The sequence below is a fragment of the Rugamonas aquatica genome, from assembly GCF_009380215.1.
Classification (GTDB): Bacteria; Pseudomonadota; Gammaproteobacteria; order Burkholderiales; family Burkholderiaceae_D; genus Rugamonas; species Rugamonas aquatica_B.
In genome coordinates this window covers 534,751-560,545 of the sequence record NZ_WHUG01000003.1, presented here as the reverse complement: position 1 = coordinate 560,545, position 25,795 = coordinate 534,751, and the positions used below count along the sequence as shown (strand labels likewise).

Genomic DNA, 25,795 nt, shown 5'->3' with positions numbered 1-25,795 from the left:
CGGCGCCTCCAAGCTTGGGCGCGAACCGACACAACACCGGAGACACCGCCATGCCCGATACCACGGCAAACGGCGCAGCAGCATCCGCAAGAGATGCAGCCGCCGCCACATCCCGCCTCACCACCGTGAGCCTCGACGACAAATACACCGCGACCAAGGGCGACATTTTCCTGTCCGGCATCCAGGCGTTGGTGCGCCTGCCGATGATGCAGCGCGTGCGCGACCAGGCCGCCGGCCTGAACACCGCCGGCTTCATCTCCGGCTACCGCGGCTCGCCGCTGGGTGGCCTCGACGAGAACCTGTGGAAAGCCAAGCCGCACCTGGAAGCGCATCACGTGCAGTTCGTGCCGGGCGTGAACGAGGATCTGGCCGCGACCGCTGTCTGGGGTTCGCAGCAGGTGGACCTGATCGGCGAAGCCAAGTACGACGGCGTGTTCGCCATGTGGTACGGCAAGGGCCCGGGCGTGGACCGCTGCGGCGACGTCTTCAAACACATGAACCACGCCGGCACTTCGAAGCACGGCGGCGTGCTGCTGGTGGCCGGTGACGACCACGGCGCCTACTCGTCGACGCTGCCGCACCAGTCGGACCACCTGTTCTCGGCCTCGATGATCCCCGTCCTGTATCCATGCAATGTGCAGGAATACCTGGACCTGGGCATCCACGGCTGGGCCATGTCGCGCTTCTCCGGCTGCACGGTGGCCTTCAAGGCGCTGGCCGACACGGTCGAATCGTCGGCCTCCATCGACGCCGATCCGTTCCGCGTCGAAGTCAAGATCCCACAGGACTTCGTCATGCCGGAAGGCGGCCTGAATGCACGCCTGTCCAGCATCCCGCTGGGCCAGCAGGCGCGCAATCAGGAAGCGCTGATGCAGGACTACAAAATCTACGCCGCGCTGGCCTACGCGCGCGAGAACAAACTCAATCACACCACCATCACCAGCCCGAACGCCAAGCTGGGCATCATCGCCTCCGGCAAGTCCTACCTGGACGTGCTGGAAGCGCTGGAAGAACTGGGCATCGACGAGAAGATGGCGGCCGACGTCGGCCTGCGCCTGTTCAAGGTCGCAATGCCATGGCCGCTGGAACCGGACAGCGTGCGCGAATTCGCGCAAGGCCTGGACGAGATCCTGGTGGTCGAAGAAAAACGCCAGATCGTCGAGTACCAGCTGAAGGAACAGCTATACAACTGGCGCGACGACGTGCGCCCTCGCGTGATCGGCAAGTTCGATGAAAAAGGCGAATGGGTCGCCCCACGCGGCGAATGGCTACTGACTTCCAAGGCCGACTTCTCGGTCTCGCAAGTGGCGCGCGTGATCGCCTCGCGCGTCAAGCGCCTGATCTCGGACCCTGTCACCTGCGACCATATCAAGGCCCGCCTGACCTTCCTCGACGCCAAAGACGCGGTGCTGAAGAAAGCCATCAACACCCCGTTCCGTCCAGCGTTCTACTGCTCCGGATGCCCGCACAACACCTCGACCAAAGTCCCTGAAGGCAGCCTGGCGCTGGCCGGCATCGGCTGCCACGTGATGGCGACGTCGATCTACCCGGAGTTCAACAAGCTGACCACGCACATGGGCGGCGAAGGCGCGCCGTGGATAGGCCAGGCCGCGTTCTCCAAGATCCCGCACGTGTTCCAGAACCTGGGCGACGGCACCTACTTCCACTCCGGCTACCTGGCGATCCGCGCAGCGGTGGCGGCCAAGGTCAACATGACCTACAAGATCCTCTACAACGACGCCGTTGCGATGACGGGCGGCCAGCCGGTCGACGGCATCACCTCGGTGCCGATGATCGCGCAACAGATGGCGGCCGAAGGCGTCAAACGCATCGCGCTGGTGACTGAAGACCTGAACCGCTACACCGACCGCAGCGCCCTGCCATCCATCGTCAGCCTGCACGACCGCAAGGACATGGACGCGGTGCAGCGCGAACTGCGCGAGCTCGAAGGCGTATCGGTCATCATCTACGACCAGACCTGCGCGGCCGAGAAGCGCCGCCGCCGGAAAAAAGGCGAGTTCCCCGACCCGGCCAAGCGCATGGTCATCAACGAAGCCGTCTGCGAAGGCTGCGGCGACTGCGGTATCCAATCGAACTGCACCTCCATCCTGCCGAAGGAAACGGAGTTCGGCCGCAAGCGCACCATCGACCAGTCGTCCTGCAACAAGGACTACTCGTGCGTGAAGGGCTTCTGCCCGAGCTTCGTCACCGTCGAAGGCGGATCGCTGAAGAAGACCAAGACCGGCGTCACCAAGGACAACGCCGACGACGGTTTCGGCGCCCTGCCTGAACCGGCGCTGCCATCGTGCGAGCAACCGTACAACATCCTGATCAACGGCATCGGCGGCACCGGCGTGATTACCGTCGGCGCGCTGATGGGCATGGCCGCGCACCTGGAAGGCAAAGGCGCGTCGGTGCTGGACATGACCGGCATGTCGCAGAAAAACGGTTCGGTGACTTCGCACGTCAAAGTCGCGAAGACCCCGGCCCACCTGCGCGCGCAACGCATCGCCACCGGCGAAGCGGACGTGATCCTGGGCTGCGACATGCTGACCGCCGGCGCCGCCGACGCGGTGTCGAAGATGCGCCCGGGCCGCACGCTGGCCATCGTCAACCTGCACGAGCAGCCGCCAGGCACCTTCGCGCAGAACGCCGACTGGCAGTATCCGGTGGCAGAAGTGCGCGCGCTGATCGAAGAATCGGTCGGCGCCGGCGCGGCCGATTTCATCGACGCCACCAAGCTCGCCACCGCGCTGATGGGGGACTCCATCGCCGCCAACCTGTTCATGCTCGGTTACGCATGGCAGAAGGGCCGCATCCCGCTGAAGGAAGAATCGCTGCTGCGCGCAATTGAACTGAACGGCGTCGGCATCGCCTCCAACAAGAAAAGCTTCCTGTGGGGCCGCCGCGCCGCCGTGGACCTGAAGCGCGTCGAGCGCGTGGCTACGCCTACGCAAGCCATCGTCATGCAGATGCCGCAAAGCCTGGAGAACGTCATCGGCAAGCGCGTCGAGTTCCTGACCGCCTACCAGAACGCCGCCTACGCTGCGAGCTACGAGCAGCTGGTGTCACAGGTGCGCGCCAAAGAAACCGCTCTGGGCCTGGGCAACAAGCTGTCCACCGCCGTCGCCAAGTACGCCTTCAAGCTGATGGCCTACAAGGACGAATACGAAGTGGCGCGCCTGTACACCGACGGCCGTTTCGTCGAACAGCTCAAGCAGCAGTTCGAAGGCGACTTCTCGGTCAAGTTCAACCTGGCCCCGCCGATGTTCGCCAAGAAGGACGCCAAGGGCCATCTGGTCAAGGCGGAATTCGGTTCGTGGATGTGGAGCGCCTTCAAGCTGCTGGCGAAGTTCAAAGGCCTGCGCGGCGGCGCCTTCGACATCTTCGGCTACACCGAAGAGCGCAAGATGGAACGCGCCCTGATCGTCGAGTACCGCGAGCTGGTGACTGCGCTGATGGACAAGCTGACGCCGGAAAACCACGCCACCGCCGTGGAACTGGCCGGCCTGCCGGAGAAAGTGCGCGGTTTCGGCCACGTGAAGGAAAAGGCTGTCGCCACCTTCCGCACCGAGAAGGCACGCCTGCTGGCGCAATTCGCCCAGCAGCGCGCGGCTTGAGTCCTATAATGGAACCACGACGCAGATCGACACAAGAATACAAGGGACACAAATGAACGACCTATCCGCACCAAAAATCGCCGCCGTACCCGAGCAGCCGCGCCTGAACAACAAAGTCCGTTTCGTCACGGCCGCCTCGCTGTTCGACGGCCATGACGCCTCGATCAACATCATGCGCCGCATTCTGCAATCGAACGGCGTGGAAGTGGTCCACCTGGGCCACAACCGTTCGGTCGACGAAGTCGTCACTGCGGCGCTGGCCGAGGACGTGCAAGGCATCGCCATCTCCAGCTACCAGGGCGGCCACGTCGAATACTTCAAGTACATGATCGACCTGCTGCGCCAGCGCGGCGGTTCGCACATCAAGGTATTCGGCGGCGGCGGCGGCGTCATCGTCCCCGACGAAATCGCCGACCTGCATGCCTACGGCGTCACCAAGATCTTCAGCCCGGAAGACGGCCAGCGCATGGGCCTCGTCGGCATGATCCAGTGGATGGTGCAGCAGTGCGACATCGACCTGTCCAACTACTCGCCGACCACGCTGGCGCCGTTGAAGGACGGCGACATCGCCGCGCGCCACCGCCCGCTGGCCCAGCTGATCACCGCGCTGGAAAACGACAAGGCCTCCCCTGCCCTGCGCACCGAACTGCTGGCCGCCGCCGAAGGCCTGGCCGTGCCGACGCTGGGCATCACCGGCACCGGCGGCGCGGGCAAATCCTCGCTGACCGATGAACTGATACGCCGCATCCGACTCGACCAGGGCGACGCCGTCAACATCGCCATCATCTCGATCGACCCGTCGCGCCGCAAATCCGGTGGCGCGCTGCTGGGCGACCGTATCCGCATGAACGCGATCAATCCGTGGAACGGCCAGGCGCGCGTCTTCATGCGCTCGCTGGCCACGCGTGAAGCAGGCTCCGAAATCTCGCAGGCGCTGCCGGACGTTATCGCCGCCTGCAAGGTGGCGGGCTTCGACCTGGTGATCGTCGAAACCTCCGGCATCGGCCAGGGCGACGCCGCCATCGTGCCGCACGTCGACGTTTCGATGTACGTGATGACGCCGGAATTCGGCGCCGCCTCGCAGCTGGAAAAAATCGACATGCTCGATTTCGCCGACTTCATCGCCATCAACAAATTCGACCGCAAGGGTTCGCAGGACGCGCTGCGCGACGTCGCCAAGCAGTACCAGCGCAACCGCGAGCTGTGGAGCAAGCGCCCGGAAGAAATGCCGGTCTACGGCACCCAGGCATCGCGCTTCAACGACGACGGCGTCACCTCGCTGTACCAGGGCCTGGTGCCGAAGCTGGTGCAGTTCGGCCTGAAGGCCAAGCCGGGCAAGCTGGCGCCGGTGGATGTGCGCTTCTCCAGCGGTAAGAACGTGATCGTGCCGCCGGCGCGCGCGCGCTACTTGGCGGAGATCGCCGACACCGTGCGCGGCTACCACCGCTTCACGCGCAAGCAGGTCACGCTGGCGCGCGAACGCCAGCAGCTGACCGAATCGAAGCGCATGCTGGCCATCGCCCACAAGACCGCCGACTTCGACGATTTGATCGCCGAACGCGATGCGGAAATGGACGGCGGCGCCAAGAAGCTGCTGGCCCAGTGGCCGGACATGCAGGCCGCGTATGCCGGCGACGATTACGTCGTCAAGATCCGCGACAAGGAAATCCGCACCCGCCTGATCCAGCACACGCTGTCCGGCACCAAGATCCGCAAGGTGGCGCTGCCGCGTTATGAAGACCACGGCGAAGTGCTGCGCTTCCTGATGCTGGAAAACGTTCCGGGCTCCTTCCCGTTCACGGCCGGCGTGTTCGCCTTCAAGCGCGAAGGCGAAGACCCGACCCGCATGTTCGCCGGCGAAGGCGACGCCTTCCGCACCAACCGCCGCTTCAAGCTGGTCTCCACCGGCATGGACGCCAAGCGTTTGTCGACCGCGTTCGATTCCGTCACCCTGTACGGCGCCGATCCGGCGCTGCGTCCGGACATCTACGGCAAGGTCGGCAACTCCGGCGTATCGATCGCCACGCTGGACGACATGAAGGTGCTGTACGACGGCTTCAACCTGTGCAGCCCAAGCACCTCGGTATCGATGACCATCAACGGCCCGGCGCCGACCATCCTGGCGATGTTCATGAACACTGCCATCGACCAGCAGGTTGCGAAATTCGTTGAAGAGAACAAGCGTCAGCCTAGCGCCGACGAAGCGGCCAAGATCAAGGACTGGGTACTGCAAAACGTGCGCGGCACCGTGCAGGCAGACATCCTGAAGGAAGACCAGGGCCAGAACACCTGCATCTTCTCGACCGAGTTCTCGCTGAAGGTGATGGGCGACATCCAGGAGTACTTCGTCCACCACCAGGTGCGCAACTTCTACTCGGTGTCGATCTCCGGCTACCACATCGCCGAAGCTGGCGCGAACCCGATCTCGCAGCTGGCGTTCACGCTGTCGAACGGCTTCACGTTTGTGGAAGCCTACCTGGCGCGCGGCATGCACATCGACGACTTCGCGCCGAATCTGTCGTTCTTCTTCTCCAACGGCATGGACCCGGAATACACGGTGCTGGGCCGCGTGGCGCGCCGCCTGTGGGCGGTGGCGATGCGCGACAAGTACGGCGCCAACGACCGTTCGCAGAAGTTGAAGTACCACGTGCAGACCTCGGGCCGTTCGCTGCACGCGCAGGAGATCGACTTCAACGACATCCGCACCACGCTGCAGGCGCTGATCGCGATCTACGACAACTGCAACTCGCTGCACACCAACGCCTACGACGAAGCGATCACCACGCCGACCGACGAATCGGTACGCCGCGCGCTGGCGATCCAGCTGATCATCAATCGCGAATGGGGCCTGGCCAAGAACGAGAATCCGAACCAGGGCTCGTTCATCATGGAAGAGCTGACCGACCTGGTGGAAGAAGCGGTGCTGCAGGAGTTCGAACGCATCGCCGAACGCGGCGGCGTGCTGGGCGCGATGGAAACCGGCTACCAGCGCGGCAAGATCCAGGAAGAGTCGATGCTGTACGAGCACCAGAAGCACGACGGCACGCTGCCCATCATCGGCGTCAACACCTTCCGCAATCCGAAGGCCGGCACCGAAGCGCCGCAGGTCATCGAGCTGGCGCGTTCCACCGACGACGAGAAGCAATCGCAGCTCACGCGCCTGGAGGACTTCCACGCCCGTAACGCGGATGCCGCACCGGCAGCGCTGGCGGCATTGCAGCAAGCGGCCATCGACAACGCCAACGTGTTTGAAAAGCTGATGGACGCGGTGCGCGTCTGCTCGCTGGGCCAGATCACGACAGCGCTGTTCGAAGTAGGCGGCCAGTACCGCCGCAATATGTAAGCTGGCAAAGCGGGAGGCGGATCAATGCCTCCCGCCGGCTGACTGCAACAACCTCCGGCCCTTTTCGGAAACGAGGATCCGGCCGGAGGCACCCTCTTCGCTCGCGATCAAGCCATCGGCGCAAGCGTCCTCCCATATGGCCAGCCTGGGACAGGAGCTGCGCCATACTTCCATCACCTCCGAATACGAATGCGGCCGCTGCTGCAGCCAGTCCAGCATCTGCAGCGTCAGATTGTCGTGCGGGTTTGCCATGGTGCTCTCCCTAACGGTTTGATCCCAATTCAATATAGCCGCAGAACCGGACTAGAACAAGCCATTAAGCGACAGGCATTCAACGGGACTCGAAATGCGGGCCGGCGCCCTCCTGCGCCAGCGTGTCCTGCGCGTTGCGCAGCGGGCAGGCCTTCAGCGACAGGCATCCGCAGCCGATGCAGCCGTCGAGTTGATCGCGCAGTTGCGTCAGCGTCTGGATGCGTTCTTCCAGCTCCTGCTTCCAAGAGGCGGATAAACGGCGCCAGTCGGCGACGGTGGGCGTGCGTCCCGACGGCAGCGCATCGAGCGCCTGCGCGATGGCCGCCAGCGGCAGGCCGACGCGCTGCGCCACCTTGATGACGGCCAGCCGCCGCAGCACCGAGCGCGCATAGCGCCGCTGGTTGCCGCTGGAGCGCACCGAATGTATCAATCCCTTGGCTTCGTAAAAATGCAGCGCCGATACCGCCACGCCTGCGCGCTCGGCCAATTCGCCGACACCGAGTTCTTTCGGAGGGGATGCCATATAAAATCCTTGACCTCAAGTTAAGTTGAGATTTTATAGTGTCCGCACATTCACTGCCTGAAGGACACCATGAAATTCATCAACCCACCCGGTCTATACGACCCACGCCCCAATGGCTACAGCCACGTCGTCGTCGCCGAGGCACCCGCGCGCATCATCTACATTGCCGGCCAGGGCGGCGAGGATGCCAGCGGCGTGCTGTCGGAAAGTTTTGAGGAGCAAGTGCGGCAGGCGCTGAGCAATCTGCAAACCGCCCTAGCCGCCACCAATGCGCGCTTGAGCGACGTCGCCAAGGTCACGGCACTGATCGTCGATCACAGCGAAGAAAGGCTGGGCATCTTCAGCAGCGCACTGCGCGCCGCATGGGGCGACCTGCCCGCGCCAGCCTGCACGCTGATCCCCGTACCTCGCCTGGCGTTGGACGGCATGCTGTTCGAAATCGAAGCCACCGTCGTTATCTAAGCCAGTTGAGCAGGTCCAATAGTCGATCCCGCCAGTAGCACCGGTTGCCATAGCTCCTGCAGCTCACCGGCCGGTTTGCCGTCCACCAGCGCGAGCAGCATCTCGACCATGCGGGCGCCGGCTTTGTGGGCGTCGGGTTGGTCTATCGTGGTGACGTCGATGCCGGCCAGTGTGTCCGCCATGCTGCCCCAGACGATCACCGAGATCTCCTTGCCGATGTCGATACCCGCATCAAGCAACGCGCGCACCGCGCCGACACCCGACAAATGATTGTCGACGATGACCGCCGTCGGACGCGGTGAACACGCCAGCAACTGCTGCATCGCCTGGTAGCCGCTGCGCCGGTCCAGCGTATTGTCGATCAGGTAGCGCGTATCGACTTTCAACCCTGCCGCCGCCATCGCCGCCACAAACGCATCCTTGCGCTGGCGGGCGAAGTTCAATTCCAGCGGCGCGCTCACCAGGCCCACGCGCTGATGCCCCAATCCCAGCAAGCGCTCCATCGCCATGCGGATGCCAGCCGCATTATCGTAGTCGAACCACGCATACGGCGCATCAAGCTCGGTGCGGCCATGCGCGACAAAGGGGAATTTTGATTTGCTCAGAAACGCGATACGCTCGTCACGCACCAGCGTGCGGCTGACCACCAGCCCGTCGACCCGCCGTCCGCGCACGATCTGCTGATACGACGGCTGCTCCGCCGCCGGCGACACCGGCGCGATGATGAGGTTCTTGCTGACCTGCTCCAGCGCGGCCGACATGCCGGCCACCACATCAAGGAACATCGGATCGCCCAAGTCCGCCGGCAGCAGCGGATAGATGATCCCGAACACATTGGTGCGCCCCAGCGCCAGCGAACGCGCCATCGGATTGGCCTGATAGCCATTCTCCTTGGCCGCCTTCAGCACGCGCTCACGGGTCCGTCCATTCACCTCGGGATAACCGTTTAACGCCCGGCTCACCGTGGTCTTCGACATACCGAGTAAATTCGCGAGGCGCTCCAGGTTCATAGACAATTGCTCAATGTTGACCGCTGATTATAGCGGACGGGTCGAAACCACCACCACCGTCATCTACTGCTTTTTTGAAAAAATACAACATAATCAAGACGATAGAGATGGGCACCAAAGTCAGGTAGAAGGCGAAGTGGCCGCTGAAGTTGCCGAACACGTAGCCGGTGATCAGCGAGCCGGTGGTGCCACCCAGCGCCGAAAAGATCACCAGCAGCCCGGTCATGGCCGAGTGCTGGTTCTTCGGCAGAGAGCTGAGCATCACCGAATTGATGCCCGGGTAGATAGGCGCCATAAAGAGCCCAATCAGCGGAAACAGGAAGGTCGCCAGCGGCGCACTGGACCAGCTGATGTTGGGATCGGCCACCACGTCATGCGTCAACGGCAGCGCCAGCAGCACCATGGCCGCCATCCCGATCACGCAGGCGTTCATCACCGGATACCAGTTCAACTTGCGCATCAAGACCCCGGCCGACAGCCGGCCTATCGCCAGGCAGGCGGCGAAGATGCTGGTCACCTGCACGCTCATCGCCGCCGGCAGTTTGAGGATCTCGTTGTTGAAGGTCGGCAGCCAGGTACCCACGCTCTGCTCGATCAGCACATACAAAAACGCCGTGATGACGAACACGCACACCAGCGGCTTGAAGAACAGCTTGAGCATCGCGGCGAAATCCTGGGCGATGCTGCGGCCTTCCGGCAGCGCCGCCATGTCCTCGTTGAAGGGAGTGGTCAGCAGCAGTGCGAAGGTCAGCGCGCACAGCACGGCCAGCACCCAGTACACCTGTAGCCAGCTGTGCGACAGCGGATCGGACGAATCGATGAAGTAACCGAACACCCAGTAAGCACTCAACACGCCAACCATGAAGAAACCTTCCAGCAGGTTCATGATGCTGGCGTGCTGCTTGCGGTCGGCCGCGATCAGGCCCAGCGTCGAATACACCGACACTTTCACCAGCGCGAACGACACGCCGACGCAGAAGAACAGCAGCTTGGTGGTGGCGAACGACGGCAGCACCGGCATCGCCACACACGCGGCGGTGACGATGGCCAGCCCGGCCAGCATGGCCTTCTTGTAGCCCAGGCGCGGCAGGAAGGACGCGATCAGGAAGGACACCGCAGCAATCGGCAGATCCTTGAACCCTTCCAGCACACTGGCGCTGGATTTGCTGATGCCGTAGTTGTTGATGATCTGAAGGATGACCGTGCCCACGCTGTTGAGCAGGATCGCGAATACAAAGTAAATCAGAAATAGCGCTAATAAAATTCGATTGTGCTTCATGTTGCTGTCTCCATTATTTTTATGGCCTGCACGTCATTCCCGCGAAAGCGGGAATCCATGCGGCGTATGGACTCCCGCCTTCGCGGGAGTGACAACGTGCTAGTATGATTCGAGATTGAAGTCGCCCAGGCTCGTGATGACCACGTCGGCCTGGGTGAGCACAAAGGGATGGCCTATCCCCAGTGCGAACATCCCCGCCGATTTGATCGACGCCACGCCCGCCACCGCATCCTCCACGCCCAGGCAGTCTTCCGGCGCCACGCCCAGCTCCCGCGCCGCCTTCAGGAAGATCTCCGGATCCGGCTTGCCGCGCGCAATGGTCGCCGCGTCGACCACGTAATCGAATTTATCGGTGATGCCCAAGCGACCCAGCACCGTAAAGGCGTTCTTGCTGACCGAGGCCAGGCCGATGCGCAGGCCCGCCGCCCGCACTACATCCAGCGCCCGCACCGCGCCCGGCAACAGATCGGCCGACGACATGGTGGCGATCAGCTCCTGGTAGTGGCGGTTCTTCTCGTCGGCCAGCGCCAGCTTCTCCTCTGGCGTGTACACGCGCTTCGAGGATGCCAGGATCAGGTCCAGCGATCCCATACGGTCGATGCCCTTCAGGTTTTCGTTGAAGGCGTGGTCGAAGTGTACGCCCTGCGACTCCGCCAGGCGCTTCCACGCCAGGTAGTGATAGTGGGCGGTGTCGGTGATGACGCCGTCCAGGTCAAAGATAACGGCTTTAAAGCGGCTCATGCAAAGCTCCTCGATTGCGTCGGTTGCGACAGCGTCAGTGCGACGGCTTCGCCGCCATGGGTAAAGTTCAGCGTCTCGCCTTGCAGCAGGCGGTAGTCCGCTCGGCCAGGTTCAACGTGCACCTCCAGCAGCGCGCCGCGGAAGTGGATCTTGAAGGTGTAGTGCTGCCATTGCTTAGGCACCGACGGCGCGAAATGCAGCTCACCGCCCACCACGCGCATGCCCGCGAAGCCATACGCCACGCCCATCCACGTACCGGCCATCGCGGCCGTGTGCACGCCGTAGTGCGTGTTGCCGTGCGTGTCGTCCAGGTCGAGGCGCGCAGTCTCCATGAAGTAGTCGTAGGCCTTGTCCGCGTAGCCCACTTCCGCCGCGATGATGCTGAAGATGCAGGAGGACAGCGAAGAATCGTGCGTCGTCACCGCTTCGTAGTAGTCGAAGTCGCGGCGCTTGTCTTCCAGCGTAAACTGGTCGGACAGCAGCAGCAGCGCCAGCACCACGTCGGCCTGCTTGCACACCTGGTGGCGGTAGATCACCATCGGGTGGTAGTTCAGCAGCAACGGATAGTTCTCTTTCGGCGTGTTGGCGAAATCCCACACTTTTTTGGACAGGAAGCTGTCGTCCTGCGCGTGGATTTGCAGCGCGTCGTCGTAGGGAAGGTTCATCAGCGATGCGGCGCGGCGCCACTCGGCCGGCTCGCCCGCAGCCAGCGCGGTCGCTGTGGCGATGCGCGCAAACTCCGCCGGCGCCTGCGATTGCAACTGCTCCGCGATCGACGCCGCAAAGTTCAGGTGCATCTGCGCCATCGCGTTGGTGTAGTAGTTGTTGTTGACCAGCGCCGTGTATTCGTCCGGTCCCGTCACCTGGTTGATGCAGTAGCGTCCTTCGCGGTCGTAGCTGCCGATGCCCATCCAGATGCGCGCCGTCTCCATCACGATCTCCGCGCCGTGCTTCACCAGATATTCCTGGTCGCCGGTCGCTTCCATGTACAGCTTGATGGAATAGGCGATATCGGCGTTGATGTGATACTGCGCCGTCCCTGCCGGGAAGTAGGCCGAGCACTCGTCGCCGGCGATGGTGCGCCACGGGTACAGCGCGCCGGTCGCATGCGACATCTGGCGCGCACGCTCGCGCGCTTTCGGCAGGCCGGCGTAGCGGTACTCCAGCAGCTTGCGGGCGATCTCCGGCTTCGAGTACAGGAAAAAGGGGAAGATGTAGATCTCCGTGTCCCAGAAATAGTGGCCTTCGTAGCCCTCGCCCGTCACGCCCTTGGCGGAGATGTTGGTCTTGCCGTCGCGGCCCACCGATTGCAGCAGGTGGAACTGGTTGAAGTGGATGCCCTGCTGGAGCGCGTCGTCACCGGCGATCTGCACGTCGGCCTGCTGCCAGAAGTCGGCCAGGTGCTGCTCCTGCGCCATGCGCAGATCGTCGAAGCCTGCGGCCTTGGCGGTGGCCAGCGTGTCTTTGCTGCGCCACATCAGCTCCGCCTCCGCGTAGTCACGCGACGAGAAATAGCTGCCGTATTTGTTCAGCGTGATGGTCTGGCCGGCCTGCGCCTGCACTTCGTAAGTCTGCGTCAGGCGCTGCTCCACCTGGGCGATTTCGATGGTCGCATCGGCGCCAGTCAGTTCGGTATCGGTGGCGCTGACCAGCATGAAGCCGCTGTTGTGCGTGCGCTGCACCAGCGCCGCGAAGCCGACATTCTGTTCGTGCGCCACCATGTGCAGCGACTGGCCCGACACCGCCGAACCCACGCGCGGATCGTCGCCGGCTTCCTGGTTCTTCACCGCGCCATCGAGCGACGACACCAGCCGCACGCGGCCCGCAAAGTTCAGCGGCGTCACCGACAACTCAATCGCGAACAGATGCTTGTTCTCGAAGCACACCAGGCGGCGGCTATGCAGCTTCACGCTGCGGCCCTGCGGCGAGGTCCATTCCACGGTGCGCGTCAGCACGCCGGTGCGGAAGTCCAGCACCCGCTCATACGCCTGCACGAAGCCGGACAGCAGATCGAAACGCTCGTCCTCCAGCCACAGCTCGATGCCCTTCGCGTTCGGCACGTTCAGCATGAACTGGTTCACCTTGGCCAGGCCGTAGGCCGCCTCCGGATACTGGATGGGCTCCGATTCGTAGAAGCCATTCAGGTAGGTGCCATCGAGCGAGGTGCCGGCCGGGCCGCTGTAGCCCTCCTCGCCGGTGCCGCGCAGGCCGATGTAGCCGTTCCCCAAAGCGAACAGGGTCTCGTCGAGAAAGTGGGAGTCGGTGTCGAAACTGGTCTCGCGGATGCACCAGGCTTCGAGGGGATAGGTGTGTTGTTGCACAGCGTATTCCTTAAAAATGCGATTCAAAGCGGTTTGAATTTTGAAAAAATCCGGTTTTTGGACGTTTTTGGCTTTTTTCAGGGGGAAAACGGGAAAACTAGGTCTGGCGTACCATCAAGGTGGTCGGCAGCATTTCGGATGCGACCGGGTGGCCTTCGATCAGGCCCAACATCTTCTTGGCCAACAACACGCCGCCGTCGCGCAGATACTGGTGCACGCTGGTCAGCGGCGGCACGAAACTGGCCGCGCCGGGCGTATCGTCGTAGCCGATGACGGAGACATTCTCCGGCACCCGCAAATTCTTCTCGGCCAGCGCGCGGATCGCGCCCATGGCCAGCAAATCACTGGCGGCAAACACGCCGTCGAAATTGGCGCCCTTCTTTTTCAACAGCGCAGAGATGCTGTCGAAGCCCGCCTCGAAGGTGAAGGCCTTGGGACGGATGATGTGCACCGTCGCCCGCCCGCCCATCGCGTCGATGAAGCCGGCGCAGCGTTCCTGCACCTCGGCGTGGTCGACGTCGCCCAGGAACACCAGCTTCTGCCGGCCCTGCGCGATGAAGCGCTCGGCGGCGCTGATGCCGCCCTTTCTGTTGTCCGAACCGACCACGATGTAGTCGGTGTCCGGCTCCGGCGCGCCCCACACCACCAGCGGCATGCCGGTCTGCTGCAGGGTACGCACCGCCTCGCCGTGCGAGCCCTGGCCCAGCAGGATCAACCCGTCGGCGCCCTGCACCGGCGCCGTGTTCATCAACTGCTTGGACGTCAGCACCACGCTGTAACCTGCGGTCGTCAGTTCCTGCGTGATGCCGCCCAACAGCTCCAGCGGATACGGGTCGGACATCGGCCGGCCGCGCACGGGTGTCATTTCCACCACAACCGCCACCGAATAACTGCGGCCCATGCGCAGATTGCGCGCACTGACGTTGAAACGGTAGCCCTGCTCATTGGCCAGCGCGCGGATTTTCTCGCGGGTTTCCACCGTCACCAGCGGACTGTCGCGCAGCGCGCGGGAAACGGTGATCTTGGAGACGCCGGCCAGCTTGGCCAGGTCTTCCATCGTCAATGCTGTTTCGGCTTTGCGGGCTACAGACTTGTTCGAAGGCATTGATCGCTCATAGGTTGAAAACAGGGTAGGCGCACGCATTATGACAGAAATTTTTCGTTTGTCGCGGAAAATGACATCGATAACATTTTGATTGACATCGATATCATTTCTTGTTTCAATGGCCCATCTTCACGAAAAGCGGAAGATGGGGATGGAACTACCGCAGGCTGTTTTTGCTGGTGGCGCGCCGTCCAGGAGACGATTTACACCATAAGAAAGCACAGACCACATGAAAAGCCAGAATCCGTTCTTGTTATCCGCAGTCACGGCTGCCGTCCTCACGCTCGTCAACCAGACCGCCGCGCAGGCTCAAAGCGCCGCCCCAACTGAACCCGTACCGTCCAAGGAAGTCGCCGCCGAAGTCCAGCAAGTCGTCGTCACCGGCGTGGCCTCGGCACGCGGCGTGCGCAAGGTCGACTCGGCCTTCTCCATCACCACCGCCACCGAAGAACAACTGAAACAAGCCTCGCCCAGCAGCACCGCCGACGTCATGAAACTGGTGCCGGGCGTGTATGCGGAATCGACCGGCGGCCAGTCCGGCGCCAACATCGAAGTGCGCGGCTTCCCGTCCGGCAGCGATTCGCCTTTCGTCTCGGTGCAGCTGATGGGCAACCCGATCTTCCCGCCGCCGACGCTGTCGTTCTTCGAAGGCTCGTCGGCCTTCCGCCTGGACGACACGGTCGAGCGCGTTGAAGTGCTGCGCGGCGGCCCGTCCACCATCTGGTCCAACGCCCAGCCAGGCGCGACGATGAACTTCATCCTCAAAGAAGGCACGGACACGCCGGACGGCTCGGTGCGTTTCACCACCGGCACCGGCAGCCTGCGCCGCGTCGACATGTACTACGGCGGCAAAATCAGCGACGGCTGGTACGGCTCGGTCGGCGGCTTCTACCGCAAGACCGATGGCGTGCGCGACGCCGGCTTCCCGGCCGACGACGGCCACCAGCTGACCGCCACGCTGACCCGCAAGCTCGACGACGGCAAGCTGACCATGTACGTCCGCAACACCGACGACAAGAACGCCTTCTACACCGGCGTGCCGCTGATCTCCAGCAACGGCGGCCACACGATCTCGCAATTCCCCGGCTTCAATGCGCTGACCGGCACCTTGATGAGCGGCGAAATGCGCAACTTCACCATCGAAGCCGCACCGGGCAAGACGCTCAACCGCGACCTGGCCGATGGCCGTGGCCTGAAAGCCACCGTGTTCGGCGCCGACTTCGACCAGAAGATCGGCGAGTGGAGCGTATCGAACAAGTTCAACCGCTTCGACGGCGACCTCAACACCAACGCCATGTTCACAGGTAACAACCCGCTGTCGATGAACGATTACCTGAAGGCGGCCATCGCCTCGGCCAACGGCAGCGCGGCAACCGTCGCGGCGGCCGGCGGCAAGCTGGCCACGGCAGGCACGGCGACCTATGTGCACGGCGGCGCGGTCGACGGCAGCCAGCAGGTGGTGCAGGCCGGCCTGTGGTCGGTGGAAAAACAATTAAAATCGTTTACCGATGAGCTGCGCGTCAGCAAGGACATCGGCCACGGCAACACCGTCACCGTCGGCGGCTACTTCGCCGACTACTCGTCGCATGATGTCTGGTACCTGGGCAATAGCCACCTGATGACGGCCGTGCCGCAGGCCAGCCTGATTAACGTCACCCTGAACAACGGCGTGGTCGTGTCGAAGAACGGCACCGACGGCAATGTGTTCTACGCGCCGGTCGCCTCGTATGACGGCCGTAATACCGCCGCCTTCGTTTCCGACGAGTGGAAGGTCAACGACCGCATCAAGATCGACTTCGGCATGCGCCATGAACAGCAGAAGATCAGCGGCACGATCTCCAACCTGACCTCGGCCGACACCGACAACAATCCGCTGACCGTGTACAACAACGGCACCTCGATGCCGGACGGTTCGAACACCTACCTGAGCCGCACCGACAGCGCCAACTCCTTCACCATCGGCGGCAACTACAAGCTGGCCAAGGATACGGCCGTGTTCGTACGCGCCAACCGTGGCCACACCTTCATCTCCTTCGATGATCTGCGCGGCGCCGGCAACCAGAAAGCGGTCGACGACCGCGGCATCCTGCCGACGCCGAAAGTGAGCCAGTACGAAATCGGCTTCAAGACCGCGACCCAGATGTACAGCGCCTACATCAACGCCTTCCACACGGAATTCGACGGCATCGCCTTCTCGCAAGTGCTGGCCGACGGCCGCGAGCTGCATTCGATCAGCGGCTCCAAGGGCAACGGCGTGGAATTCGAACTGGCCGTGCGCCCTATCGAAAACCTGCAACTGGCTTTGACCGGCGACTACCAGAAATCGGAATACCGCGACAATCCTGACACCGCCGGCAAAACCGTCCAGCGCCAGCCGAAGCTGCAATTCCGCTTCACGCCAACCTACAAGATTCCTTTCGGCGACGGCAATTCGGCCAAGCTCTACGCGACCTACACCTCGATCGGCGAGCGTTGGGCCGACCAGGCTAACCAGCAATACCTACCGTCCTACCGCACCATCGATGCCGGCGTGCTGTTCTCGCTGGGTGACAAGATCGAAGTGCGCCTCAGCGGCACCAATCTCAACAACGAACTGGGGCTGACCGAGGGCAATTCGCGCCTGACCGCCGGCGGCACCGGTCCGATCAACGCACGTCCGCTGTTTGGCCGTACCTGGGAAGCTTCGGTCTTGTACCGCTTCTAAACTGTTCCATCCCTCCCTCACAGGCAAGGCGTAGTTCGCCTTGCCTTTTTTGTTTTTCTGGCCTAATCTGCAATGGATCGTGTTCATCACGATTCTGCCTTACCATGCCCAGAATTTTTGCCTAGAGGTTAGATTGTGGCTTCCGTAACGTCCGTCAGTGCGCTGCAGGCATCGATAGCACAGGCCGAAAGGCAGGTGCAAACGGACCAGACACGCGTAAGCCAGGATGCCAACCGGCTGGAGCAAAGCCGCCAGCAGCTGACCAAGGACAAGCAGACGCTGAGCGATAGCCAGCGCGAGAGCGATCAGGCGTCCGCGCCGCCGTTGAAAGCGGCGCCAGCCCCAAATTTGAATAATGCGATAGAGAAACCGTCACGCGCGCAGCAAGTGCTGCCGGCCGACCTGGCCGCGCCGCCCAAGCCGCAGATCAACGCGCAGGGCGAGACCATCGGCAAGCTGATTAACGTCGTTGCCTGACTCAGGCGGCGGCCATCGCCGCTTCCTGTTCCTTCACCCGTTCCCACCATTTTCCGTCGGCCAGCGGCAGGCGGATATCGAGCGCCTGGCCGATTTCCGGCGTGGCCAATGGCAGACGGCGTTCCGCCGCCAACTCGGCAATGCGGTCGAAGGGGTCGTGCCACGCGTGCAGCGACAAATCAAAGGTGCCGTTATGAATCGGCAGCATCACCTTGCCGCGCAAATCGATGTGGGCCTGCAAGGATTCCTCCGGCTGCATGTGCACATCCGGCCACTGGGGATCGTAGGCGCCGGTCTCCACCATGGTCAGGTCGAAGGGACCGAACTTGCGGCCGATTTCCTTGAAACCGTCGAAATAGCCGCTATCGCCGCTGAAAAACACCTTCACGTCGCGATCCTCGATGACGAACGACGCCCACAGCGTCTTGTTGCGGTCGCTCAGGCCACGGCCGGAGAAGTGCTGGGCCGGCGTCGCCACCAGCTTCAGGCCCGCCACGTGGGTCGATTGCCACCAGCTCAGCTGCTGCACCTTGGCGGCCGGGATGCCCCAGGCGATCAGACGGTCGCCCACGCCCAGCGGCGTGATGAAATGCTCGGTCTTGGCGGCCAGCTTCATCACGGCGGCGTAGTCCAGGTGATCGTAGTGGTCGTGCGACAGGATGATGCCCTTGATCGGCGGCAGCTCCTCGATGCTGATCGGCGTCTGATGGAAACGCTGCGGCCCGGCCCACTGCACCGGCGACGCGCGCTCTGAAAACACCGGATCGGTCAGCCAGAAATGGCCGTTGAGCTTGAGCAGCACCGTCGAATGCCCGAGGCGGAACAGGCTGCGATCCGGAGCATCCAATAACTGCTGCTGCGTGATCGCATGAACGGGGATGGCCTGGCGCGGCACGGTGTCCTTCGGCTTGTCGAAGGCGAAGCGCAGCATGACGCCCAGCGACTTGAAGAAGCCCATCTGGTGCATCTTCACCGGATTGCGGAACTTGCCGTCGCGGGTACGCGGCGCGCTGGGCACGGACAGGCCGTCGAGGGCGGATTCAGCGGTAACGGATTGATAAGTCATGATGGGCGACTCCTGGATTGATAATGTACACTACACAGTGTAGTTCTTATTTTTTGAAAAGTAAACTAGTCGGTGTAAAATAAAGCCATGAACACGCCCCTCAAACTGACCGACCGCAAACGCCAGGCCATCGTCGAAGCCGCCATCGCCGAGTTCCGCGTCAGCGGATTCGAATCGACCAGCATGGACAAGATCGCCGCCACCGCCGGTGTTTCCAAGCGCACGGTGTACAACCACTTCCCCAGTAAAGACGAACTGTTCGCGCAAATATTGCATGAGTTGTGGAATAGTTTTGCGGAGCAGGAAGCCCGCCCCTACGATCCGGCCGTGCCGCTGCGCGACCAGTTGCTCGATCTGCTGTGGAAAAAGATGGCCATGCTGCAGGACGGCTACTTCCTCGACCTGGCGCGGGTGGCGATCGCCGAATCCATCCATTCGCCCGAGCGGGCGCAGGAAATGGTGACGCGGCTGACCCGCAAGGAAGAAGAAGCCGTGGTCTGGCTGCGCGCGGCCCAGGCCGACGGCAAGCTGCTCAAGGCCGATCCCATGCTGACGCCGCAGATGCTGACGGGCCAGCTGAAAACCTTCGCCTTCTGGCCGCAAGTGACGCTGAACCAGCCGCCGCTGGACGCGGCCATGCAAAAGAAAGTGGTCGAAGCGACCGTCGATATGTTCCTGGCCTACGCCGGGTAAGTTCGGCTAAGCGAAACTGACCGAGTAAATCGGCGGCAAGGTGGTGGAGATGGTCTGCCACTGGCCGCCGCCATCTTCCGACAGCCAGGCGCCGCCGGTGGTCGATCCCATCAACAGGATCTGCCCGCAATCGCTGACCGCCAGGCCGTGGCGATACACCAGATCGTAGCAATGCTGCTGCGGCAAGCCGCCGCGCCAGGCGGTGAAGTGCTTGCCGCCATCGGTGGTGCGGGTGACGGCCAATGCCGCGTGCGCCGCGATGCGCTTGCTGTCCGCCTCGGCCGGCACGAACCACGCCGTCTCGCCGTCTCGCGGATGCACGGCCGTCACGAAACCGAAATTCGACAGCGGCGCGCTGTGCACCTCCGTCCAGTTTGCGCCATTGTCCACCGAGCGCCAGATGCCATTGTGATGCTGGCACCACAGCTTGTCCGGCTCGCCGGGGCAGCGCACGATGCGGTGCGGGTCTTGTATCTGCTGCACGTCCGCCATTTCAGGCGGCATATAGTTGGCCTTCATGCCTTGCGCGCGCAACGACCAGCTCTCGCCGCCATCGGTGGTCAGCCAGGCGCCGCCGCAGGACACGCCGACCAGCACCGACCGGCTGTCGCGCGGATCGACGCAGATGCTGTGGATGCCCGGCACGTCGTAGCCGCCGCCCATCCACTGCGCGCGCTCCGGCACATTCCACAGCCCGTCCACCAGCTTCCAGCTCTCGCCCCGGTCGTTCGAGCGGAACAGGCCGCCCGGCAAGGTGCCGGCCCACAGCACGCCAGGCTGGTCCGGCCCGCCCGCCGCCAGCGACCAGATCTGCTTGACCGTCCACTCGACCGGATCGGCGGAGTCGCTTGGTTTAGTAGGAAAGGCCGGCGCGGCCACCTCCACCCAGTTGTCGCTGCCCGCATCGCGCCGGTGCAGCTTGGCGCCGAAATGGCCCAGGTTCAGCGCCGCGTACAGCGTGCCGTCGCGCCGGTCCGGCAGCACCATCGACACCGGGTCGCCCAGGAAGTGCTGCTGATCGATATGCCACGCCTCATGGGTGCGGTAGATTTCAAACAGACCTTTGCGGGTGCCGATGTAGGCGCGGTCGGACATGTCAACCTCCAGAGAGAGCTTGCAGGATATAGACTTTGGATAGGGGAGCCAGCGCGTCGTTCAATATTTTGCGCTCGCGGGTGCGCTGGCCGTCGATGAAGATGACGACGTTTTCGCGCAACTGGCCCTGCTCGTCGAGCACGTAGCCGCGCAGCCGCGGGTGGTCGGCAAAGGCGGCGTCGAGGGCGCTGCGCAGATCGGCCGCCTCGGTCTCCACCTGCGGCACATCCATGAAGCGGCCCAGTTGCTGGGTAAAAATGAGTTGCGCCATCGTTGTGCTTATTGGTTTGATCGACGGGAATTCAGATTCTATGCCCGTTTCGCATAAAATGAAAACGCCTCAACTAACGGAGCACTGCATGACGATCACACCGCAAGAGCTGGAACTGTTGATGGAGGAAGTGGAGAAGGAAGACCCGATCGATTTCGCCGACCTGCCGTTCGACGAACACGATCTGCGCGGCCTGATCTCCAACCACCTGTGCGAGATGGCCGAGGCGATGGAGAGCTTCAGCGAAGAAGACAAGCACCTGACCCTACTGGCCGTGGCGGCCAAGCTGGTGCTGGAAAACATGGTGCTGAATATCCAGCTGATGCGGCGCCACGGCGTGCCGCTCAGCGAATCGACCGACGCGTTGCTGAGCCGCCTGCGCAAGCGCGACGACGGCCCGGCAGCCTGAGGCGCTCAAGGCGCGGCGGGGAAGTCCAGCGGCGTCGCGTTGACGCGATTGAACAGGTTGGTGAAGGTGATGGCGGCAACCGCCAGCAGCGCGTCGACGATCTGCGCATCGCTGTAGCCGGCCTGCCGGACCGCGGCCACCACTTCCGCCGGCACCTCGCCACGGGTGGTCGCCACCGTATGCACAAAACCCGCCAGCGCATCGAGCCGCGCATCGCCGCTGGAGCTGCCATGGCGCACGGCCAGCATGGCCTCGCCGCTCAGGCCGGACTTGCGGCCGGCCAGCGTATGCGCGGCCAGGCAGTAATCGCACTGCGCATCCTGGCTCACGGCCAGCTTGACCACTTCCACTTCTTGCGCCGACAGGCTGCTTAGCCGCAGCGCGGCATCCATGTTCAACGCGGTTTCCAGCGCGATCGGGCTGTTGCCGCCCAGCGTGACATAGGCGTTCGGCACCTTGCCGATCGCGCCCTTGATGGCGGTGAATAACTGCGCGGCGTGGCCGGTGGCTTCCGAAACGACGGGGGTATGCAGGCGGGACATGATGTTTCCTTTCAGGTGAGTTGGTATGGAAACAGTGTAGGCCTGCGGCATGAGATGATGAATGCTCAAATCAATCTATAATTTGCTCATTCGTCTCAAACCAGACTGCCATGGACACGCTCAGCCACCTGCTCTCGCTGTACCCGATGCGCACCGCGCTGGACACGCGTTGCCACTTCGGCGCCCCCTGGGTGCTGGACCATGGCGCCACCGCCGGCGGCGTCGCCCCCTATCACCTGATCGTGCGCGGCACGGCGCTGGTGGACGGCGCCGACGGCCCGGCGCTGCAGGCGGGCGATCTGATCGTCTTCCCGCACGGCAGCGCGCACCGGCTCTACATCGGCGATCCCGCTCAAGCCTCCGCCCTGCACACAGCGCCAGGCCTGCTGCGCTACGAAGGCAACGACGGCGACGGCCCCGCCACCGACATCCTGTGCGGCGAATTCCGTTTCGATGAAGACGGCGCCGAAGGCTTGCTGGCCGCGCTGCCGCCCATGCTGGTGGTGCGCACCGCCGGCCGCGCCGACACCCAGGGCCTGAGCCACCTGATCGCCATGCTGCAAGCGGAGGCCGAGGCGCCGCGCGCCGGCTCGGAAGCCATCGTGCGGCAACTGGCGTCCGCCCTGTTCGCGCTGCTGATACGCGGGTGGCTGGAGCAATCGATGGCGGCGCCGGGACTGTTCGCCGTGCTGGCGGAGCGCCGTCTACAGGCGGCGCTGAACGGCATGCTGGCCGCGCCGCAGCAGGATTGGACGCTGGAGAAACTGGCGGCGGCCTGCCACATGTCGCGCGCCACCTTCGCGCGCCTGTTCAGGCAGGCGGCGGGCGCCGCACCGGCCGCCGTGCTAACGCGGCTGCGCATGGCGCAGGCTGCGCGCCTGCTGGATGCCGGCCGCCAGGCGGGCGACGTGGCCGAAGCGGTGGGCTACCAGTCCGAAGCGGCCTTCCACCGCGCCTTCAAGCGCCAGTATCGGATGGGGCCGGGAGCCTGGAGGCGGCGGGCGCCTCGATGACCAGGTCAGTTTCGGCGATGGCCACGCAGGGCAGGATATAGCCTTCGCGCTTTTCGTCCAGGCTCAGGCCCGGCCACTCGATCAGGTAGCGCACCGTGCCGCTGGTGCTCAGGCAGATGCAGGTGCGGCAGGTGCCGTTGCGGCAGGAGCTGGGCAGGCGCACGCCGGCGCGCTCGGCGCTTTGCAGCACGGTCGCCGGCGCCGGCGCATCGAAAGCCCAGCCTTGCCGTGCCAGCGTGACCCTGACCGCGCCCGTCATGCTGCTTACTCCGCCGTCACCGCGGCAAAGCGCAAGCGGCGCGCGGGATAGTCGATGGTGATGGTGTGGTTGGAAAAATTACGCAAGCCAATCAGTGCCGCCAGCTTCTGGCCGGGCTTGAAGGCCGGGGCTTCGCAATACGACACGTCGGCGTTTTCCAGCGCCTGGCCCTGCCCCAGCTCGAAGCGGGTGGCGGAGCGCGCGCGATAACACGGCAGCGCCTTGCCCCAGCTGCTCACGCTGTAGCTGGTGACGCCGGGGCCGGCTGCCAGCTCCTTGCCGGTGAGCTGGCGCCACGATTCGGCAGTCAGCGCCGAAATGCCGAAGCTGGCCGCGCCGGTATCGAGCATCGCGTAACGCTTGCGGCCCTGGCCGTCGCCCAGCTCAATCACAACATGCCCGCCGCCGGAGGAATTCACATCCCACTGCGGGTAGAAGAACGGCACGGCCTTGGCGTCGGCCGCCAGCGTGGAGCCTGGTGCGAAACTCAATTGCTCCCGCTTCAGGTCGATGGTGAGCGTGCCTTGTTCGAAAAACTGATTGCCCAGCGAGATGCGCAAGCCTTTCGGGCAGCCGCCCTCGCCGGCCTCAAGGTTAGGCGGCCCGTCGACTTCGTGCCGTATCCCCAGCGCCTCGACCACGAGCGGCCGCGCGGCGCTGCGATCGAACGATTGGTGGAAGTGCACGATGCCCGGCGCGCCCGTGTCCAGCTGTGCGCGGCAGTCCGCGCCGTTGAGCTTGACCGGCATGAACAGCGCCGCGTTGACCTTGCCTTCGCCCGGGACGATTTCAGCGCGTATCCATTCGATACGCGCCGTGCCCGATGCGCAGGCGCTTGCCGATGCCACCGCCGAAGTTAAGAGAAAAAGAAAGCGACAGTGACGGGCAAGTAGCATGGCTCGAAAGAAGAAGGGCTGTGCGCGGATTCGCGCCGAAATTATATATCATGCAACCCTTAACGCCACCGCCGTGGTCTGCGGCACCACCAGGCCGCCCTGCAGCTTGAACACCGCCATCGCTTGCGACACGCAACGCGTCTGCTGCGCCAGATTGCCTGCGGCGGCAGCGGCCTGCTCCACCAGCGCCGCGTTCTGCTGCGTGATGTCGTCGATCTGTATCACCGCCTGGTTGACCTGGTTGATGCCATCGCTCTGCTCACGCGTGGAATTCGAAATCTCTTCCATCACGCGCGACACCCGGTCCACCGATTCGATCACCTGGTTCATCGTCACGCCGGCGCTGTTGGTCAGCGCCGTGCCGGCCTGCACCTTCTGGATCGACTGGTCGATCAGCACCTTGATTTCCTTGGCCGCCGTGGCCGAGCGCTGCGCCAGGCTGCGCACCTCGCTGGCCACCACGGCAAAGCCGCGTCCCTCCTCGCCGGCGCGCGCCGCCTCCACCGCCGCATTCAGCGCCAGGATATTGGTCTGGAAGGCGATACCGTCGATCAGGCCGATGATGTCCAGCACCTTGTTCGACGAGGCGCTGATATCGTCCATCGTCGACACCACCTGCGACACGATGCTGCCGCCCTGCGCCGCCACCGCCGACGCCTGCCCGGCCAATTGGTTGGCGCTGGCGACGTTGCTGGCGCTCTGCTGGACGGTCGATGTCAGCTGCTCCATGCTGGCCGCGGTCTGCTGCAAGCTGGAGGCCTGCGACTCCGTGCGGCCCGACAGATCCAGATTGCCGTCGGCGATTTCGCCAGTCGCCACCGAGATCTCGTCGAAGTTGGCGCGCACGTCGCCGATGATGCTGTGCAGGTTGATATTGGTCTGCCGCAGCGCCGCCAGCAGCTGGCCCACTTCATCGTCGCGCTGGATGTCAAAGGCCGCCGTCAGATCGCCGCCCGCCATCATGCGCGCCGCACGCGTCGCCTGCCGCAAGGGCAGCGCCACGTTCAGATACAGGCTGCGGCCGAACCACGCCATGCCCAGCATGGCGCACAAGGCCAGCGCCCCCAAGCCGCTGCGCGCCGCAGCGATGCCCGCGTCGCCAAGGCCCAGCAAGGCAAAGGCCAACAAGGCCAGCACGCCGCCGGTCAGCAGCGTCGCCACGCCGATCTGGCGCGCCAGCGACATCCGCATCAAGCCCGCCGCCCGCGCCGCGATGCCGGTCGCCACCGCGCGCCCGTTGACGATGCGCAGCCGCTGCGGATTGCCGGCCTTGAACTGGCGGTACAGCGCATCGGCCTCGCGCACCTGCTCGCGACTGGGCTTGGTCCGCACCGACAGATAGCCGACCGGCTTGCCCTGCTCGATCACCGGCGTCACATTCGCCAGCACCCAGTAGTAGTCGCCGTTCTTGCAGCGGTTCTTCACCAGCCCGGTCCACGGCATGCCGTTCCTGATGGTCTGCCACAGATCGGCAAAGGCTTCGACCGGCATGTCAGGATGGCGCACGATATTCTGCGGTGCGCCCAGCAACTCCTGCTCGGTGTACCCGCTGACCTCGATGAAATACGGATTCGCGTAGTTGATGTTGCCCTGCAAATCGGTGCTGGAGACAATGGTCTTGCCATCCTCCATCAGGTACTCGTTTTGAGTGATAGGACTGTTGATGCGCATGGCCGTTCCTTTATCGTTATTTGGCCAGTGGCCAACGAGTCCA

At 63.6% G+C, this 25,795-nt stretch carries 22 protein-coding genes; 8 read left to right on the top strand and 14 right to left on the bottom strand.

Going from position 1 to position 25,795, the window contains the following annotated elements; all coding sequences use genetic code 11:
* Positions 1-50: 50 nt before the first annotated feature.
* Positions 51-3,620, top strand: a complete 3,570-nt coding sequence (locus tag GEV02_RS10535; RefSeq protein ID WP_152837933.1) for an indolepyruvate ferredoxin oxidoreductase family protein — start codon at positions 51-53, stop codon at positions 3,618-3,620.
* A gap of 52 nt (positions 3,621-3,672) precedes the next feature.
* Positions 3,673-6,963, top strand: a complete 3,291-nt coding sequence (icmF, locus tag GEV02_RS10530) for a fused isobutyryl-CoA mutase/GTPase IcmF (protein ID WP_152837932.1) — start codon at positions 3,673-3,675, stop codon at positions 6,961-6,963.
* A gap of 21 nt (positions 6,964-6,984) precedes the next feature.
* Here icmF and GEV02_RS10525 read toward each other — a convergent pair whose 3' ends face one another.
* Both GEV02_RS10525 and soxR read right to left on the bottom strand, forming a co-directional pair.
* Entirely contained in the window at positions 6,985-7,215 is a 231-nt protein-coding gene (locus GEV02_RS10525) for a hypothetical protein (protein ID WP_152837931.1), read from the bottom strand.
* A gap of 79 nt (positions 7,216-7,294) precedes the next feature.
* On the bottom strand, positions 7,295-7,738 hold the full coding sequence (gene soxR, locus GEV02_RS10520) for a redox-sensitive transcriptional activator SoxR (RefSeq protein ID WP_152837930.1): 444 nt from the start codon (positions 7,736-7,738) through the stop codon (positions 7,295-7,297).
* A gap of 69 nt (positions 7,739-7,807) precedes the next feature.
* Here soxR and GEV02_RS10515 point away from each other — a divergent pair, with 69 nt between their 5' ends.
* Entirely contained in the window at positions 7,808-8,200 is a 393-nt protein-coding gene (locus GEV02_RS10515) for a RidA family protein (protein ID WP_152837929.1), read from the top strand.
* On the opposite strand, the gene GEV02_RS10510 is transcribed toward GEV02_RS10515, so the two are convergent.
* From GEV02_RS10510 to GEV02_RS10490, 5 genes are all read right to left on the bottom strand, one after another.
* Complete coding sequence (locus GEV02_RS10510; RefSeq protein ID WP_152837928.1) at positions 8,197-9,210, bottom strand: substrate-binding domain-containing protein; 1,014 nt, start codon at positions 9,208-9,210, stop codon at positions 8,197-8,199. The genes GEV02_RS10515 and GEV02_RS10510 overlap by 4 nt on opposite strands.
* 10 nt (positions 9,211-9,220) lie before the next feature.
* Entirely contained in the window at positions 9,221-10,489 is a 1,269-nt protein-coding gene (locus GEV02_RS10505; RefSeq protein ID WP_152837927.1) for an MFS transporter, read from the bottom strand.
* 99 nt (positions 10,490-10,588) lie between these two features.
* Entirely contained in the window at positions 10,589-11,230 is a 642-nt protein-coding gene (gene pgmB / locus GEV02_RS10500) for a beta-phosphoglucomutase (RefSeq protein ID WP_152837926.1), read from the bottom strand.
* Positions 11,227-13,551, bottom strand: coding sequence for a glycoside hydrolase family 65 protein (locus tag GEV02_RS10495; protein ID WP_328595779.1), 2,325 nt, complete (start codon positions 13,549-13,551; stop codon positions 11,227-11,229). Before GEV02_RS10495 ends, pgmB begins: the two co-directional genes overlap by 4 nt.
* Before the next feature lie 97 nt (positions 13,552-13,648).
* Complete coding sequence (locus GEV02_RS10490; protein ID WP_008443810.1) at positions 13,649-14,656, bottom strand: LacI family DNA-binding transcriptional regulator; 1,008 nt, start codon at positions 14,654-14,656, stop codon at positions 13,649-13,651.
* A gap of 229 nt (positions 14,657-14,885) precedes the next feature.
* On the opposite strand from GEV02_RS10490, the gene GEV02_RS10485 reads away from it, so the two are divergent.
* On the top strand, positions 14,886-17,360 hold the full coding sequence (locus tag GEV02_RS10485; RefSeq protein WP_152837924.1) for a TonB-dependent receptor: 2,475 nt from the start codon (positions 14,886-14,888) through the stop codon (positions 17,358-17,360).
* A 135-nt stretch (positions 17,361-17,495) separates the two neighbouring features.
* Entirely contained in the window at positions 17,496-17,837 is a 342-nt protein-coding gene (locus GEV02_RS10480) for a hypothetical protein (RefSeq protein ID WP_328595778.1), read from the top strand.
* A gap of 1 nt (position 17,838) precedes the next feature.
* Here the strand turns inward: GEV02_RS10480 and GEV02_RS10475 are convergent, their stop codons facing one another.
* Complete coding sequence (locus GEV02_RS10475; protein WP_152837923.1) at positions 17,839-18,903, bottom strand: MBL fold metallo-hydrolase; 1,065 nt, start codon at positions 18,901-18,903, stop codon at positions 17,839-17,841.
* Between the two features lie 87 nt (positions 18,904-18,990).
* Between GEV02_RS10475 and GEV02_RS10470 the strand changes: the two genes are divergently transcribed.
* The gene (locus GEV02_RS10470; RefSeq protein WP_152837922.1) at positions 18,991-19,596 is read left to right on the top strand and encodes a TetR/AcrR family transcriptional regulator; all 606 of its coding nucleotides are present in this window, start codon (positions 18,991-18,993) and stop codon (positions 19,594-19,596) included.
* 6 nt (positions 19,597-19,602) lie between these two features.
* Here GEV02_RS10470 and GEV02_RS10465 read toward each other — a convergent pair whose 3' ends face one another.
* Together GEV02_RS10465 and GEV02_RS10460 are read right to left on the bottom strand one after the other, a co-directional pair.
* A complete protein-coding gene (locus GEV02_RS10465; protein ID WP_152837921.1) occupies positions 19,603-20,691 on the bottom strand; it encodes a WD40/YVTN/BNR-like repeat-containing protein in 1,089 nt (362 codons plus the stop codon).
* Between the two features lies 1 nt (position 20,692).
* Positions 20,693-20,962, bottom strand: a complete 270-nt coding sequence (locus GEV02_RS10460) for a ubiquitin family protein (RefSeq protein ID WP_152807728.1) — start codon at positions 20,960-20,962, stop codon at positions 20,693-20,695.
* Positions 20,963-21,050: 88 nt separating this feature from the next.
* Between GEV02_RS10460 and GEV02_RS10455 the strand changes: the two genes are divergently transcribed.
* The gene (locus GEV02_RS10455) at positions 21,051-21,371 is read left to right on the top strand and encodes a hypothetical protein (protein WP_152837920.1); all 321 of its coding nucleotides are present in this window, start codon (positions 21,051-21,053) and stop codon (positions 21,369-21,371) included.
* A gap of 5 nt (positions 21,372-21,376) precedes the next feature.
* On the opposite strand, the gene GEV02_RS10450 is transcribed toward GEV02_RS10455, so the two are convergent.
* Positions 21,377-21,913 carry a carboxymuconolactone decarboxylase family protein gene (locus GEV02_RS10450; RefSeq protein WP_152837919.1) on the bottom strand — a complete coding sequence of 179 codons (537 nt, stop codon included), beginning with the start codon at positions 21,911-21,913 and terminating at the stop codon, positions 21,377-21,379.
* A 110-nt stretch (positions 21,914-22,023) separates the two neighbouring features.
* Here GEV02_RS10450 and GEV02_RS10445 point away from each other — a divergent pair, with 110 nt between their 5' ends.
* A complete protein-coding gene (locus tag GEV02_RS10445) occupies positions 22,024-22,926 on the top strand; it encodes an AraC family transcriptional regulator (RefSeq protein WP_152837918.1) in 903 nt (300 codons plus the stop codon).
* Here the strand turns inward: GEV02_RS10445 and GEV02_RS10440 are convergent.
* The 3 genes from GEV02_RS10440 to GEV02_RS10430 all read right to left on the bottom strand — a co-directional run bounded on the left by GEV02_RS10440 (position 22,871) and on the right by GEV02_RS10430 (position 25,752).
* On the bottom strand, positions 22,871-23,185 hold the full coding sequence (locus GEV02_RS10440) for a 2Fe-2S iron-sulfur cluster-binding protein (protein WP_152837917.1): 315 nt from the start codon (positions 23,183-23,185) through the stop codon (positions 22,871-22,873). The genes GEV02_RS10445 and GEV02_RS10440 overlap by 56 nt on opposite strands.
* Positions 23,186-23,190: 5 nt before the next feature.
* Positions 23,191-24,033: a hypothetical protein gene (locus tag GEV02_RS10435; protein ID WP_152837916.1), complete on the bottom strand. Its 843-nt coding sequence runs from the start codon at positions 24,031-24,033 to the stop codon at positions 23,191-23,193.
* A gap of 96 nt (positions 24,034-24,129) precedes the next feature.
* On the bottom strand, positions 24,130-25,752 hold the full coding sequence (locus GEV02_RS10430) for a methyl-accepting chemotaxis protein (RefSeq protein ID WP_152837915.1): 1,623 nt from the start codon (positions 25,750-25,752) through the stop codon (positions 24,130-24,132).
* Between the last annotated feature and the right edge of the window lie 43 nt (positions 25,753-25,795).